General features: G+C 73.8%; 8 protein-coding genes. All 8 read right to left on the bottom strand.

Translation table 11 applies throughout. The annotated features are described in order from the left end of the window. Positions 1–167: 167 nt before the first annotated feature. On the bottom strand, positions 168–3,194 hold the full coding sequence (locus LCN96_RS21990; RefSeq protein WP_225274748.1) for a glycoside hydrolase family 2 TIM barrel-domain containing protein: 3,027 nt from the start codon (positions 3,192–3,194) through the stop codon (positions 168–170). A gap of 33 nt (positions 3,195–3,227) precedes the next feature. Next, a complete protein-coding gene (locus LCN96_RS21985; RefSeq protein WP_225274747.1) occupies positions 3,228–4,550 on the bottom strand; it encodes a M20 metallopeptidase family protein in 1,323 nt (440 codons plus the stop codon). An 81-nt stretch (positions 4,551–4,631) separates the two neighbouring features. Beyond that, the gene (locus tag LCN96_RS21980; RefSeq protein WP_225274746.1) at positions 4,632–5,777 is read right to left on the bottom strand and encodes an amidohydrolase family protein; all 1,146 of its coding nucleotides are present in this window, start codon (positions 5,775–5,777) and stop codon (positions 4,632–4,634) included. Positions 5,778–5,885: 108 nt separating this feature from the next. Next, on the bottom strand, positions 5,886–9,284 hold the full coding sequence (locus tag LCN96_RS21975) for a phosphodiester glycosidase family protein (protein WP_225274745.1): 3,399 nt from the start codon (positions 9,282–9,284) through the stop codon (positions 5,886–5,888). Between the two features lie 39 nt (positions 9,285–9,323). Further along, complete coding sequence (locus LCN96_RS21970; RefSeq protein ID WP_225274744.1) at positions 9,324–11,453, bottom strand: alkaline phosphatase family protein; 2,130 nt, start codon at positions 11,451–11,453, stop codon at positions 9,324–9,326. A gap of 87 nt (positions 11,454–11,540) precedes the next feature. Then, a complete protein-coding gene (locus LCN96_RS21965; protein WP_225276305.1) occupies positions 11,541–13,889 on the bottom strand; it encodes a hypothetical protein in 2,349 nt (782 codons plus the stop codon). Between the two features lie 72 nt (positions 13,890–13,961). Next, entirely contained in the window at positions 13,962–14,807 is an 846-nt protein-coding gene (locus LCN96_RS21960; protein ID WP_225274743.1) for a sugar ABC transporter permease, read from the bottom strand. Beyond that, positions 14,804–15,811 carry a carbohydrate ABC transporter permease gene (locus LCN96_RS21955; RefSeq protein WP_225274742.1) on the bottom strand — a complete coding sequence of 336 codons (1,008 nt, stop codon included), beginning with the start codon at positions 15,809–15,811 and terminating at the stop codon, positions 14,804–14,806. The genes LCN96_RS21960 and LCN96_RS21955 overlap by 4 nt, the downstream gene beginning before the upstream one ends. Positions 15,812–15,813 lie beyond the last annotated feature (2 nt).

The following is a 15,813-nucleotide window of genomic DNA, read 5'->3' as shown; positions in this document are numbered from 1 at the left end:
CGGTGCGGCACGGCACGAGGCGGTGCGGCACGGCACGAGGCGGTGCGGCACGGCACAGCGCAGCACGGTCGCGGCGCAGCACGGGGCGCTGGGTGCGGCACAACCGCCGTGTCCAGCGCGCCGCTCAAGGCCGGGCCCCAGCGGCGGGGCCCGGTCTTGGGTGCGGGTCAGAGCTGGTCGAAGCGGACGCGGAGGGTGGCGCGGCGGGCGAACAGGTCGTAGGACGGCAGCGGCCCTGGGCCGCACGTGGCCGTGCCGATGCCCTGGTGGGCGAGGTCCAGGTGGACGTACGCCCGCTCCCCCGCCACCAGGTCGGGCCGGTGCCGGGCGGCGGCGAGTTCGAGGCCGCTCCACCGCCGCACGGTCAGCCCGAACACCGGCTCGCCCGACACCCGGACACCGCCCAGTTCTGCCCACCGGACGTCGGCGCGGTGCCCGTTCTCCTGCGGGTACACGTACGGCGTCTGCATCGACTCCACAGTCGCCGACCACCGCCCCACGCGGGCGGCCATGCCCGTGTCCGGGTACACCTCGCCGGGCCCGAGCCCGAACCAGGTCACCCGATCGACCGCGGAGCCCGGCAGCGACATCGTGACCCCGAGCCGCGGGATCGGCTCGCGCCAGTTGCCCTCCGGCTCGATGTCGAGCACGAGCCGCAGCCCGCCGTCGAACGTCCACCGGTACGTCGCGACCATCCCGAGGTCGGTGGCCGCCGGTGCGACCCGGGTGCGCACGGTCAGCCCGTCGCCGGTCGAGACGTCGACCACCCGGTGGGTGAGGCGGTGCAGGCCGAGCGCGCGCCAGCGGGCTTCCAGGCCGGCCGCCCGGTCGTTGTCGGTGGGAGCGCGCCACAGGTCGAGGCGGGGTCCTTCCACCTCCGTGCCGAACAGCCGGATGAGCCGTCCGGTGGCCGCGTCGAACGCGCATCCGCCGACGGTCAGCTCGTCGCCTTCACGAGCGCTGTCGAAGGCGCCGTCACGAGCACTGCCCGTAGCACTGCCCGCAGCACTACCCGCAGCACTACCCGCAGCACTACCCGCAGCACTACCCGCAGCACTACCCGCAGCACTACCCGCAGCACTGCCCGCAGCGCCGTCACGAGCGCTCTCGCCGGCGCCGTCGCGAGCACCGCCGTGAGCGCTGTCGCCAGCACCGCCGAGAGCGCCGTCGCGAACCCTGGCCTGAGCCACGTCGCGCCCCCGGTCACGCGTGAACGCCACGGTGGCCACGTGCTCCCACGGCTCGTGCCGCGTCAGCAACGCCTGCCCCCACGCCACCTCATGCCCAGCCCCCGCCCACGGCAGCTCCTCGGCCAGCACGGCCCGCACCGTGAGCCACCGCTCACCTTCCAGCCCGCCGGTCAGCTCCGGCAGCTTGCAGTCACCGCCCGCGTCAGGCACCTCGAGCGAATGCTCGGCGACCGTCTCCCCCTCCACCTGCACGGTGGCCGTGAACCGCAGATGCGACAGGTCCGTGAACCCGTAGTGGTTGACGACCCGTACCACGCCATCGCCGAACTCGAACCGGACCGGCTCGAACACCTTCTTCAGGTCGATCAGCCCGGGTGACGGTGTGCGGTCGGGGAACACGAGCCCGTCGATGACGAAGTTCCCGTCGTGCACGGGCTCGCCGTAGTCACCGCCGTACGCGTACTCGTACTCGGGATGCCTCAGCCCGTGATCGATCCACTCCCAGATGAACCCGCCCGCCAGCCGCGGGTACCGCTCGAACAGCTCCTGGTACTCCGCCAGCCCGCCGGGCCCGTTGCCCATGGCGTGGGCGTACTCGCACTGCATGAACGGCATCGCGCGCCGCCGCGCGTCCAGCTCGGGGTCGTCGAGGGGGTCCTCCTCGCGCCGGCCGATGGCCTCGACCTCGGCGTGTGAGGCGTACATGCGGGAGTAGACGTCCGTGTGCGCGCAGGAGCGGTCGCCCTCGTAGTGCAGCGGCCTGGACGGGTCGCGCTCGCGGGTCCAGTCGGCCATGACGGCCAGGTTGCCGCCCACGCCGGCCTCGTTGCCGAGGGACCACATGATGATGCTGGGGTGGTTCTTGTCGCGCTCGACCATGCGGCGCATGCGGTCGAGCAGCGCGTCGGCGTAGCGGGGGTCGTCGGTGGGGTTGCCGCGCCAGCCGACCTGCTCGAAGCCGTGCGTCTCCAGGTCGCACTCGTCGATCACCCACAGGCCCAGCTCGTCGCACAGGTCGAGGAAGTCGGGGTGGGGCGGGTAGTGGCTGGTCCTGACGGCGTTGACGTTGTGCCGCTTCATCAGCAGCACGTCCTCGCGCATCGTCTCGTACGGCACCGCCCGCCCGTGCTCGGGGTGGAACTCGTGCCGGTTGACGCCCTTGAGCAGCAGCGGGCGGCCGTTGACCAGGAGCACGCCGTCCACGATGGAGATCGTGCGGAAGCCGACGCGCACCCGTACCGTCTCGCCGGCGCCGGTGACGACGGCCTCGTACAGGCGGGGCGTCTCCGCCGTCCACGGCTGCACGTCCACCGTGATCTCGGTGCCGGGCTTCAGCCCTTCGACGCCCAGCTCGGGGACGGCGAGCGTGCCGGTGCCCGCGAAGCTCAGCGTGCCGCGCCCGTCCTGGTAGGAGGCGTGCACGAAGACGTCGGCGGTGGAGCGGGTGAGCGTGACGTCGCGGAAGATGCCGGGCAGCCACCACATGTCCTGGTCCTCCAGGTACGTGGCGGCCGACCACTGGTGCACCCGCACGGCCAGCACGTTGCGGCCGGGACGCAGGTACGGGGCGGCGTCGTACTCGACGGGCAGCCGGCTGCCGGTCGAGAAGCCCAGCTCGTGCCCGTTGAGCCAGACCCGGGCGAACGACTCCACCCCCTCGAACCGCAGCCGCCCGCCCGTCCAGCCCTCGGGCAGGTCGAAGGCGCGGCGGTAGTCGCCGGTCGGGTTCTCGTCGGGGACGTGCGGCGGGTCGACGGGGATGGGGTAGGAGACGTTGGTGTAGGCGGGGGCGCCGTGCCCGTGCAGGACCCAGTGCGACGGCACCGGCAGGTCGTCCCAGCCCGAGTCGTCGTAGTCGGGGCGGGCGAAGTCGTCGGGGACACCGGCGGTGGGTGACAGGCGGAAACGCCACGTGCCGTTGAGGTCGAGGGAGGGGGCGTCGGAGTGGAGCGCCGCCCTGGGCTCGAGCCGGCCGGAAGCGGGGGTGAAAGTTTCGAGGTCCATCTCCGCCGAGCCTAGAGGTTCGGGGCGATTCAGTCAGCGATGGGGTCGATGTCCCTTCAGGGCGCTGGACGAGGCGGCCAGGTAGCCGGCCAGCAGCGCCTGCGCGACCGCGTCCACGGCGGCGTCGCCGGGCAGGAAGCCGGGGCTGTGCAGGCCGCTCTCGGTGTCCACGCCCACGAACATCATCAGCGACGCCGCCACGTCGCCGTAGCGGGCGAAGTCGTCGGCCCCGCACGAGCGCAGCTCGTCGTTCACCGACCACCCGTGCTCGCGCAGCCGCTCCCCCGTCCGGGCGGTCAGCGCCGGGTCGTTGATCAGGACCGGCTCGCCGGGGAGGATCTCGACCACGGCGTTGCAGCCGTACGCCCTGGCCGTGTCCTCGGCGACCTGCTTGAACCTGCGGTGCAGCCGCCCGCGCCACTCCGGCGACATGGTGCGCAGCGTGCCCCGCGCCACCGCCTCGCCGGGGACGGCGTTGGGCGCGTCGCCGGCGTTCACCGTGCCGAACGTCACCACCGTCGGCGCCATCGGGTCGGCGACCCGGCTGACGAGCTGCTGCGCCGACACGATCACCTGTGCCATGGCGAGCACAGGGTCGCGGGTGAGGTGCGGGTAGGCGGCATGCCCCTCACCGCCCTTGACGATCACCCGGAACTCGTCGGAGGCGGCGTTCACCGCGCCGGGGACGCAGGCGACCGTGCCCTCGGGCAGCACGGGCTGGACGTGGGCGCCGATCATCGCCCGGACGTGGTGCCTGGTGAGCACGCCGGAGGCGACGACGTCCGACGCGCCGGAGGGGACGGTCTCCTCGCGCGGCTGCAGCACGGCGAGCAGCGGTGCGAGGCCCCGCCCCGCCTCCGCACCGAAGCCCCCGAGAGCCCCGAAACCCTCGGCGGCCTCGACGGCCCCGAAGCCCTCGGCGGCTGCGTAGCCCTCGGCGGCCTCGACGGCCGCGTAGCCCTCGGCTGCCTCGACGGCCGCGACCGCGCGGGCAAGCGCGACCACGGCCGCCAGGTGCACGTCGTGCCCGCACGCGTGCATGGCCCCGTTGACCGCGGCCCACGGCACGCCGGTGCGCTCGGTGATCGGCAGCGCGTCCAGCTCGCCCCGCACCCCCACCGCCGGCCCCGGCCCGCCGATGCGCAGCACCGCGCCCGTGCCGGCCACGTGCTCGGCCACGCCGCCCGGCAACGCCGCGAGCACCCGCCGCAGCGTCGGCCCCTCCTGCCCGGACACGCACGGCGCGGCGTGCAGCTCCCGCCGCAGCGCCATCGCGCCGGGCAGCTCCCGCCGCAGCGCCGTCCGCACCGCCGCTTCCACGCCTGCCTTGAGACCGTTGACGTTCGTCCCCGTCATGTGACCGAAATCCCCCCAACAACAGCGGTCAACCCGTACCCGCTGCCCACGTCCGCGGCGCTCAAGCCCCGCGGGCACCTTTCACCCCAGCCCGTAGACGCGCCGCGCGTTCTCCACCCCCACCATGGTGGCCACCCGCACGGCCTGCGCCGCCGACCACTCCCCGTCGGTCACGAACCCGCCCAGCACCCGCGCCATCGCCCGCCGCCACAGCACCGACCCGAGGTAGTGCAGCTCGGCCGGCCCCCACGCGTCGGAGGAGTAGAGCAGCTTGGCGAACGGCGCCACCTCCAGGCTCTCGGCCACCAGCGCCACGCTGCGCGCCCCGGTGTGGGTGACGCCGAGGCCCACGTCGAAGAACACGTTCGGGTACGCCTGCGCCAGAAACCCCGCATGCCGCTGGTACGGGTAGCAGTGCAGCAGCAACAGCGGCACCCCGGTCGGCTCGGCCAGCTCGATCAGCCCGCGCAGCAGCAGCGGATCGGCCCGGCGCAGGTCCACGTCCGGGTCCCCGTACCCGGTGTGCAGTTGCAGCGGCAGCCCACGCTCCAGCCCCGTCCAGATGAGGTGCCGCACCAGCACGGGGTCCGACAGCCGCCCGCCCCCGCCGGCCAGCCAGCGCCCGGCGGCCTCGGCGACCTCCGCCCGGGACGGGGGCGCGGGGTCGAAGTCGAGCCCGCACCGGTAGGCGGCCACGCTCTTGAGCCCGCGCGCCGTCCGCGTGCGCTCCTCCAGCGCCTCGGCGAACCGCCCGGCGAAGGCGTCGGCCGCGCAGCCCGTGGCGGCCACCTGCTCGGCCACGCTCTCCAGGCGCACCACCTCGTCGGCGGGCGCCCCGCCTGCGTCGGCCATGCCGGAGGGCCCGAGCAGCTCCTCGCCCCGGTAGCCGGTCTCGACCAGGAGGTGCCCGAGCCCCGCGGCGCCGAGCAGCAGCCGGTTGACCTCGTCGGCGCCGAGCCTGGCGCGCCTGGCGAGGTACTCCTCGGGCGGGCAGAAGGGGTCGAGGCCGAGCACGGGCGGGCAGTGACGCAGGAGGGCGAACCCGAGCGGGGAGTCGAACTGCGTCATCCAGTCGGGCACGGGCCGGTCGGACTCGGTGATCAGCTCCTCGAACGCCATGCGCGACAGGTCGTGCGAGGTCGCCCCGTGCACGTGGTGGTCCACCAGCGGCAGCTCCTCGACGGCGCGGGCCACCCCGGCGGGCACGACGTCGAACTCGATGGTCATCGATGATCCTCCTCCGCTCTCGTACCCCGGCCCCGGCCGCGGACACGCGAAAGGCCCCCGCGGGACGGGTCGCGTTCCAGGCGTCCCGCGGGGGCCCTCAGCACGGCGTCAGGCGGCGGCCTTGGCGGCCACCGCGACCTGGGCCTGCTCGGTGACCCCGCTGACCGTGACGGCCACCGTCACCTGCCCGGGCCGCAGCGCCGTCAGCGTGCCGGACTCGGGGTCGAGGACGGCCACGTGCCAGGGCTTGGCCGTCTTGCGGGTGCCGACGTGCAGGTTCGGCGAGCCGGACCAGGTGACCGACACCGGGTAGGCGGCGGGCACCGTCCGCGAGCCCTGCTTGACCGCGGCCGTCACCGGGGCGGGCGTGCCGAGGGCGAGCGTGGCGGGGGCGGTGAGCGTGAGCTCGTCCACGTGCGGGCGCACCTGCGCGCCGATCCAGTCGGGCGCGTCGGCGAACCAGTTCCGCTTGACGTGCTCGGCCTCGGCCCGTGTCACCGGGTCCACGCCCCACAGCGACCAGCCGGTGAACCCGCCGTCGTCGGGGGCGGTGGCGGGGTTCTTGCCGGAGTTGCCGTTGATGAAGTACGGCACCGCGTCCACGCGCTCGGCGTGGAAGGTCCCCACGTGCGCCCCGATGAACGCGGCGCCCTTGCCGGTGGTGCGCTGGAAGTCGGCCAGCCACCCCTCCACGAGCGCGGCCTCCTTGCGGTCGCCGAGCTGGCTGCCCTTGCCGGGCGTGGGGTCGCGCGGCGGCACGTGGAACAGGACGGCGACGGACCCGATCGAGCCGTCCTCTGCCGCCGCGTCCAGCAGGGACCGCAGCTGTGCCACCTGGTCGTAGCCGCCGCCCCGCAGGGTGAGGCGGGAGGTGTCCAGGGTGATGAAGCGGGTGCCCTTGTGGTCGAAGGTCTGGTACGTGTCCCCGAAGACGGCCCGGAAGTTGTCGATCTTGCCGCCCATGACCTCGTGGTTGCCCGGAACGTAGTGATATTTCACCGTTCCGCCGAGCTCCTCGTCGAGGATCTTCTTCGCCAGCGCGAAGTCCTCCGGCGACGCCTCGTCCACCAGATCACCGTTGATCACCAGGAAGTCCGGCCCGGCCGCCTTGATCTCGCGCAGCGTGCGGCGCGCGTTCCTGACGATGTCGCTGTCCGGGTCCCGCGCCACGAACTGCGCGTCCGACATGACCGCGAACCGCCACGGCGTCTTGCCCACCTCGCTCCTGACCACGGGGTCGGCCACCTCGGGCACCGCCGGGGCCGAGACCGACGGTGGCACCTTGGCCACCAGCCCGTCGATGAGGATCTCGTTGGTGTACTTCACGTCGGCCTTGGTCTCGGCCACGTAGAAGCGCCGCAGCTTCAGCGGGTAGTTCACGCCGGGCGGCACCGTGAACTCGACGTACTTCCAGCCGGTCCACGTCAGGTACGGCCCGCGCAGGATCTGCGACTGCCCGAGCGCGTCGTAGAACTCCAGGCTCGGCCACTCGCCCTTGCCGGTGGAGTGGATCCACAGCCCGAACGCCTGCGGCTGCCCCTCGATCACGAGCTGCTGCGGCGGGCTGGCGTAGGCGGCCCGGGTGGCGGTGGAGGTGGTGAAGTCGTACGACAGCTTGAGCCCGCCCCCGCTCTGCCCGGGCGCGGCCGACAGCGAGCCGGTGGCGCGGGCGGCGGCGAACGTCCACGACGCCGCGTCCTCGAAGTCGGCGACCGGCTTGGCCTCCATCCCGACGGTCACCGGCACCGCGGTGGTGATCCTGCCGACCTTGGCGGTGATCAGGCCGGAGCCGGTGGCCTGCTTGGCCTTGACGGTGAAGGCGCCGTGCTCGGCCGCGGTCACCTCGAACAGGCTCTGGTCGTAGTCGAGCGTGAGGTCGCCGGGCTCGATCGGCGCGGAGTTGCCGTTGCGGTCGTAGCCGACCACGCCGAACGTGGCGGTGCCGCCCTCGCCGGCCATGCCGAGGCGGTCGGCGGTGGCGCCGAGCCGCTGCAGGGGCTGCAGCACGGTCAGCTCGATGGTGCCCTTGGCCTTGCCGCGCGAGGCGGTGACCGTGGTGGTGCCGGGCACGAGGGCGTGGAACTTCCCATCCCGGACGACGCCGTGCACGGCCGGGTTCGCCCGCCAGGACGGGGTGCCGGCGGCGGGGCCGTACGTCTCGTCGTAGCCGGCGGCGGTCAGCCGCCTGGTCAGGCCGGGGAAGACCCGCTCGGGCCTGCCGCCGGCGACGGGGCCGACGCCGGGCGCCTTGGCGGGGTCACTGGCCGTCTCCAGCCAGAAGCCCTTGAGCCTGCCGCTGCCCTCGGGCGCGTAGAGCGCCAGGCCGTTGGGCACGTGCCGCTCGCCGCCGTCGGACGGGCTGTTCTCCACCTGCACGTCGGCGGCGCCGGGCTCGCGGGCCAGCATGGTGGAGGAGCCGCCGCCGTCGAGGTTGAGCGCGTTGGCGGCGCCGAGGTCCTGCATCATCGCGGCCAGCTCGTTCAGCGTGACGCCGCGGCTGTCGGCCTGGCGGCCGTCCACGGTCAGCAGGTACATCTTCCTGCCGTCCGCCGAGAAGCCGACGGCGGTGCGCGGGTGCGCGGCCGGGTCGGTCGAGTTCTGCACGACCCCGTCCTTGACCAGCACCTGGTTGCCGCCCACGGCGGCCTTGACGGAGCTGCCGTCCGACGGCTTCGGCTGGTAGGCCACGTCCACCTTGTCACCGGCCTTCAGCGCGGCCAGGGCGGCGGCGCCGGCGTCCCGGCCGAGCAGGATCGTGGTGCCGGCGGGGATCGGGCCGGTGCCGGCGGAGGTGCGTACCTCGGAGACCAACCCGTCGACCAGCACGACCTCGGCGACGGACGTGGCGCCCTCGACGGCGCGGGCCCGGTTGTAGGAGCCCCACAGCGGCGTGAACAGGCCCACGCCGTCGCGCTGGATGATCTGGTTGAACTGGGTGAGCTTGACCGGCGCGCCGCCGGCCGGGGTGGCGGTGCCCTCGAAGTACATCTTGAGCACGCGGCCGAGCCCGTCGCCGGTGACCGCGACGGCGTTCTCGTGCCCGGCGACCGGCGACTGGATCAGCGTGCCGTTCTGCACGCCGATGCCCTGCGCGGCGCCGGAGTTGTTGATGTCGAAGAAGTCGCCGTTGACGGCGGCCACGGCGCGCGAGCGCTTGGCGGGCCCGGACAGCGGCTCGGTCCTGGACACCTCGCCGGAGAAGACGTAGTCCGCCTTCGCCCCGCTCAGGTCGGCGGTGACGGCGTCCGCGCGCAGCCAGCCGAGCGCGTCGTAGGTGTCGAACGAGGTCAGCGAGATGCCCGGCGCCACCGGCCGGGTCTTCTTGGCGGTCTCCAGGCGCTGGGGCGCCGCGGCGGAGGGCGCGAGCAGCGTGGAGGGGGCCTGATAGGACGACGCCGTCTCCAGCGTGTCCTCTGCGGGAGGAGCGGGATCGGCCTGCGCGGGCGCGCCGGTGGCCAGGGGGCCTAACACGAGCGCGGCGGCGGCCAGCAATCGGAGGGTCTGCACGACCGAACTCAATCGCTCGTGGATATAACTTTCAAGACTTCACGGTGAACTAAAAGATAATTTCAGATCTTGCGGGTCCCCCGCCTCGCCAGGCAGCCGCACCCCGGCGTGCAGCACCAGCGGCACGGCCATCGCCACCGCCATGGACAGCACCGCCGTGCCCGAGTCGTTGACCAGCATGCCGACGACGCCGCTGACCAGCGCGCCGACCAGCCCGGCCCGCAGCATGGGCGCCCGCTCGAACGCCCTGGGCACCAGGCCCGCGCTGACCTGACCGGGCCGCAGCACCGCGAACACCAGGAACACCAGCCCCGCCAGCACGATCGGCATGAGGTTCGGCGAGAGCAGCGTGTGCAGCATGGCGCCCAGCTTGCGGCCGATCATCGGCCAGAACGTCCCGTCGAGCACCTGCCCCACGAACCTGCCCAGGTGCGTCTGCGACTGCGGCGGCCGCAGCCAGTCGAGCACGGCGATCACCGACACGGCCACCCCGCCCAGCGCGCTGAACCCCACCAGCTTCAGCACCGACACCCTCCTGCCCGCCACGAGCAGCGCGGTCACGGCGATCCCCGGCGCGAACGCGATCACGCCGCCGAAGTCGCTGCCCACCCCCGGCCAGCCGGCCAGCAGCGTCGCGAGCACGCCCAGGCCGGTCACCACGGCCACGGCCGCCCGCCTGCGCCCGGCGCGCACCAGGTGCTCGGCGGCCACGGCGGCGCCCATCAGCACGGACGTGGCCAGCAGCGCGAACGGGATGTTGGCCAGCCCGTAGTACCGCCCGCCGACCACGGCGGTGTAGCCCATCAGGGCGTTGAACTGCAGGTTCGTCCCCGTCAGGAGGTCGCCGACGAGCACCACGAAGTTGATCGCGCAGACCGCGGCCGGCGGCCCGAGCGGGTCGCGCCGCCACGGCCCCAGCAGGGCGAGCGCGCTCAGCACCGCCGTGACCGCGAGCACCGCGCCGATCAGCGTCGGGACGATGGCCGGGCTGTGGTCCCACGGCAGCAGGTTCACCACGTACGTCGAGACGGGCACGCACGCCATCGCGACGGCGGCCACGCCGACGAAGCCGAGCTTCCTGCGGCGCGAGAGCAGGACGTAGGACAGGACGTAGAAGGCGACCGTGAGGGTGGCGAAGCCGGTGAAGAAGTAGCCGGTCATGCCGCGCACGGTGGTCCCCGCCACGTCGGCGCGCACCAGGTCGGCCGAGCTGATCGGCGCGCCGAGCCGCCACGGCAGCCCGATCACGTTCGGCGGCGGCTCGATGCCCGCGGCGGCCAGGACGGTCGGGGTGACGTCGGGCAGCAGCACGATGTCGTCGCGCCGCGCCGAGTTCCCGCCGACGCGCGGGCCCACGACCCCCTCGGGGCCGGCCGAGTTCCCGCCGACGCGCGGCGCCACGGACTCCTCGGGGCCGGCGGACGGCGCGGCGGGGGCGGCACCGGCGCGCTTCCAGATCGCCACCCGCAGGTGCGGCACGGAGCCGTGGTCGCCGATCCCGGCGAGCACGATCTCGGTGCCGGCGGGCAGCCGGTCGAGCGCCGCGCCGACCTCGGCGTCGGCCTGGCGGGCCAGCTCCCGCCGCCGCTCGGGCGAGAGCGCCTCCGGCTCCTGCGGCAGCCTGTCGTCCACCAGGTACGGCCGCACGAGCGCGGCCACGTCCACGGCCAGCACCCGGCACCGCGACCAGTCGCCCAGCTCGGCGGCCGTGGCGGCGTAGAGATCGACCGCGCCCTGCTTGTCGGCCAGCGCGAGCGCCGCGCCCCTGCCGACGGCGGCCGTGCAGTGGCCGGCGGCGTGCACGGCGGCGCCGAGCGTGCCCGCGTTGGCGCCGTCGCGCGTGCCGAGCAGCTCGCGCAGCCCTGGCACGACCGCGCCCCGCCCCCGCACGACCGGCTCGGGCGGCAGCCCGCAGCGCCGCCCCACGGCCGCGCGCACGCCGGAGGAGACGCTCAGCCACCCGTCGTACGGGCAGGTCACGGTGCCCACGGCCTTGACCGACAGGGACCCGAGCCCGCTCTGCCCCGCCAGCTCCCACAGGCGCGGCGTGTCACGCGGGTCGAGATCGTCCCACAGCAGCCCCGGCACCCCGATGAACGCCACCCGCCCGCCGGCCTCCCGGCCCGCCTCGGCCACGGCCTGGCCCGGCCACCACAGGACCGCGGCCACCAGCAGCAGTATCCACCTCACGACGAAGCCCCCATCAGGACGCGGCGATCGCTTCGGAACGCGGGCCACCCTACCCGCGCGGCGGACTCAGACGGCGGTTCTGACGGAGACGAGCCGATCGAACGCCGCGTCGTAGGACGGGTCGAGCCAGTAGCCGACGTGCCACCGCGTCGCGGGCAGCGGCTCCCCCGGCCCCGGCCGGGGCGGGTCCCAGCAGAACAGGTCCACCGCGTCGCGCCGCCCGCCGGCCAGCGGATCGACGCGCCGGAACGCGGGCCCGCCGATGGGGTCGCTCATCCGGTAGAGGTTGCACCAGCTCACCCGCTCCCGTACGGCGCTCAGCCCCGCGTCACCGAAGTAGGCGGGGAAGAACGGCGTGTAGATGCGGCGCAGCGGCGAGCCGTGGGTGAGCAGCCGCACGCGCGCCCGCTGCGCGGGGTCGAGCTGCAGCACCAGGGCGGCGGCGATGACGGCGCCCTGGCTATGCCCGGACAGCACGACCTGGCCGCGGCCGGTGGGGGCGAGCTGCCCGACGCGGGTCATCAGCTCGGGGACGACCCGCTCGGTGTAGCAGGGCGGCGACAGCGGGTGGATGGCGCGCGGCCAGAACGTGCAGATGTCCCAGAGGATGCCGACCGTCCTGCGCAGCCGGGTGTCGCGGTACGTCCGCCGCCCGATCACCACCAGCGCCACGGCGGCGGCCACCAGGACCCAGCTCCCTGCGGAGGCGAGCAGCCCGGCGAGCCCGCCTTCGGGTGTGAGCAGCCGCCAGTGGTAGATCACGGCCACCGCGACGGACCCGGCGACCCCGATCGCGGTGAGCACGCCCAGCAGGAGCCCGGCGCGGTCGGTGAGCCCGGCCAGCGCCCACTGCCGTGCCACCACCCGGGCGTCGTCGCGTTCCAGGTAGTACGGCTTGAGCTCGGGGGCCAGCCGCGCGGCCTCCCTCCGGCGGATCAGCCACAACCCGGCCGCCACGACGGCGAGGCCGGCCAGCAGCAGCGGTGCGAGCGCCGCCGTCCACCAGACGGCCTCGTCGAGGAACAGCTTGCCGCCGACGGGGTGCGGGTCGGCGGGGCGGGCGGGCACCCCGAAGAACGAGGCGGTCCAGAACAGCAGGCCGAGCGCCATCACGTTCGCGGTGCCCGCCGCCGCCATCAGCACGACCCACGCCCCGATCCCGCCCAGCGCCCGCCGCTCCCCCACCTCGCCCTGGGCGCCGTCCGCGCCGTCCGCGCCGCCAGGGCCGCCAGGGCCGCCAGGGCTGTCAGAGCCGCCAAGGCCGTCGGCACCTTCCGCGCCGCCGGCGCCGGGCCGGCCACGCCGGGCCGGCCGGTCCATGCGGGCCAGCACGAGCGTGGCGACCAGGATGAACACCGCGAGCCCGATCGTCACCGCGTACTGGAACGTTCCAACACCGACGCCGGGCAGCAGCCGAGCGCCCGTCCCGGCGGGCGTGGCCGGCAGCCCCCTCAGCGCCGCGCCGATCGTGGCCAGGAACACCACGGGCGCGGCCACCCGCAGCACGTGGCACGCGGCGGTCAGCCACGCGGGCGCCCGCTGCTCCGTGTGCGGGTCCACCCGCCTGGCGATCGACGGCAGCACGGCCAGCACGGCGGCGGCGAGCATCACGCCCGCGTTGGCCACGGTGAGCGCGCGCCCGGCCGGGGTGCCGGCGAAGGGCGCCGACACGGCCACCGCGATGGAGGCGACGGAGAAGGCCACGTGCACGACCCGTAGCCGCCATACGGGCGCGGCCCCGTGCCACAGCCTCGGCCTGGCCAGCAGCACCCCGTCGTGGAAGGCGACCCTGGGCGGCACCGTGCGCTCGTCGCGCAGCCAGGTGCGCCGCGCCAGCCACCACAGCAGCACCACGACCAGCAGCGGCACCAGCGCGGTGACGGCCAGCCGCCTGGCCGGCTCGTCGCCCCACACCACGCCCAGCCAGCGCACCCACCCGGGCGCCGTGTCGTAGGTGCAGGCCCGCCCGGCCGCCGTGCACTGCCAGCCCACCAGGTCGACGCTGGCCCGGGTGACGGCCCCGACGAGGGTGCCGGTGAGCAGCAGCCCGAACAGCCGCTGCGCCGCCTCCGTCAGGTGCCGCAGCCGCACGCCGCGCGCGGGCCTGGGCAGCATGAAGTACGACAGGTTCGCCAGCGAGAACGGCAGCAGGAGCAGCCACAGCGCGATCGTGCGGCCGCCGGAGGTGAGGTTGCCCCACGCGTACGCCTCCCGGTGGCGCACGCCGGGCACGTCCGGATGGTCGCCGGACGGCGGCTCGCTCTCCCACCACCGCCGGTAGAACCCGGTGGGGCCGTCGCCCGCGACGCGGCGCGGATGCGGGTGGTCGAGCGTGCCGGCCGGGGGCGTGCCGGAGACGCCGTGCACACGCAGCTCCGTCACGCCCCCGCAGGTCTCGTCCAGGAATCCGTCCATGTGAACAGGATCCTGCGCCGACCACGATTACGCAAAGTGATTGTTCGATTACCCAAAAGTAGGAAGAATGGCTCAGGCCTTCGTCGCGCCGGCCGTGAGCCCGGTGATCAGATGCCGCTGGACCAGCAGGAACACCACGCCCGCCGGGATGGCGATGAGCACCGCGGAGGCCGTCATCAGCCCCCAGTCGGACCAGTGCTGCCCGACGAACTGCTGCAGCCCCACGCCCAGCGTGCGCTTGTCCTCCTGCGACATGAACACCGTGGCGTACCCGACCTCGCCCCAGGCGGTCATGAAGCAGTAGAACGCGGTCACCGCGACGCCCGGCCGCGACAGCGGCAGCACCACCCGCCAGAACGTGCCGAACGGCGTCAGGCCGTCGACCATCCCGGCCTGGTCGATCTCGATCGGCACGGTGTCGAAGTAGCTCTTCATCATCCAGGCGCAGAACGGCACCGCGATCGTCATGTACGCGATGACCAGGCCCGGGATCTGGTTCAGCAGCCCGAGCCCGGCCATCAGATTGTACAGCGGGACGATGAGGATGGCCACCGGGAACATCTGGGTGACCAGCAGCAGCCACATCACCGACCGGTGGCCGGGGAAGCGGAAGCGGCTGACCGCGTACCCGGTGGTGGCCGCCAGGAACACGCCGATCACCATCGTCAGCCCCGCGACCAGCACGCTGTTCAGCAGCCACCGCGGGAACTCGGTGCCGGTCAGCACCCGGCCGTAGTTGGCCAGCGAGGAGTCGTCGAAGAGGCGCAGCTCGGCCGACAGCCAGCTGTCGCGCGGCTTGAGCGAGGTCAGCACCAGCCACACGACGGGGAACAGCGAGACGCCGACGGCCAGCAGCAGCCCCGCGTGCAGGCCGATGGAGGCCAGCGGGCCGCGCTCGCCGCGCTTGCGGGTGCTCACCACGGATCTCCTTGATTGCGCAGGGTACGGCGGTACCCGACGGCCAGCACGACCAGCATGACCAGGATGATCACACCCCAGGCCGCCGAGCCCGAGTAGTCACGGATTCCGGTGAACGCCTCGCGGAAGGCGTAGGTGACCAGGATCTCCGTCTCACTGCCCGGCCCGCCCCGCGTGACCAGGAAGATGATGGGGAACATGTTGAACGTCCAGATCGTGCCCAGCAGCACGACCGTGGTCGAGACCTGCCGCAGGCCGGGCAGCGTGATCGCCCTGAACCGCTGCCAGGCGCTCGCCCCGTCCACCTCCGCCGCCTCGTACAGGTCGGCCGGGATCGACTGCAGCCCGCCGAGCAGGGCGACCATCATGAACGGCACGCCCAGCCACACGTTCACGGCGATCACCGCGATCTTCGCCGTGGTGGGGTCGTCCAGCCAGCCGACGCCGTCCAGCCCGGCCAGCTTGAGGAAGCCGTTGATCACGCCGTAGTCGCTGTTGTAGAGGTAGCGCCAGATGAAGGCGGCCACGAACGCGGGCACGGCCCACGGCAGGATGAGCAGCACCCGGTAGACCGAGCGGAAGCGCATCCGGCGGTTGAGCATCACGGCCAGGCCCAGGCCGATGCCGTAGTGCAGCGCGACGCAGACCACCGTCCAGATCACGGTCCACACCAGCTTGTCCCAGAACACGGCGCTGGTCAGGATGCGGACGTAGTTCTCCAGGCCGACGAACTCGTAGGTGGCCGGGATGACGTTCACGCCGATGGTGCGGCCGATGTTGGCCTCGGTCGCGTCCGTCAGCGACAGGTAGACGCCGCGCGCCAGCGGCCAGCCGATCAGCACCAGCATCACCGCGATGACGGGCGCGACCATCGCCCAGGCGTACCAGTGGGTGCCGAGGGAGCGCCGCAGCGGGCCGGGCCGCTCGCGGCGACGGCCGCGCCGATCGCTCCGGCCGCGGGCCGGGCCGCCCGCGGCCGTCGCCTTTCCGGTGGAGACCGCCACCG

The organism is Nonomuraea gerenzanensis (genome assembly GCF_020215645.1).
Lineage (GTDB): Bacteria > Actinomycetota > Actinomycetes > Streptosporangiales > Streptosporangiaceae > Nonomuraea > Nonomuraea gerenzanensis.
The sequence above is the reverse complement of the archived record's forward strand: the minus strand, read 5'-3'. Positions and strand labels throughout refer to the sequence as shown.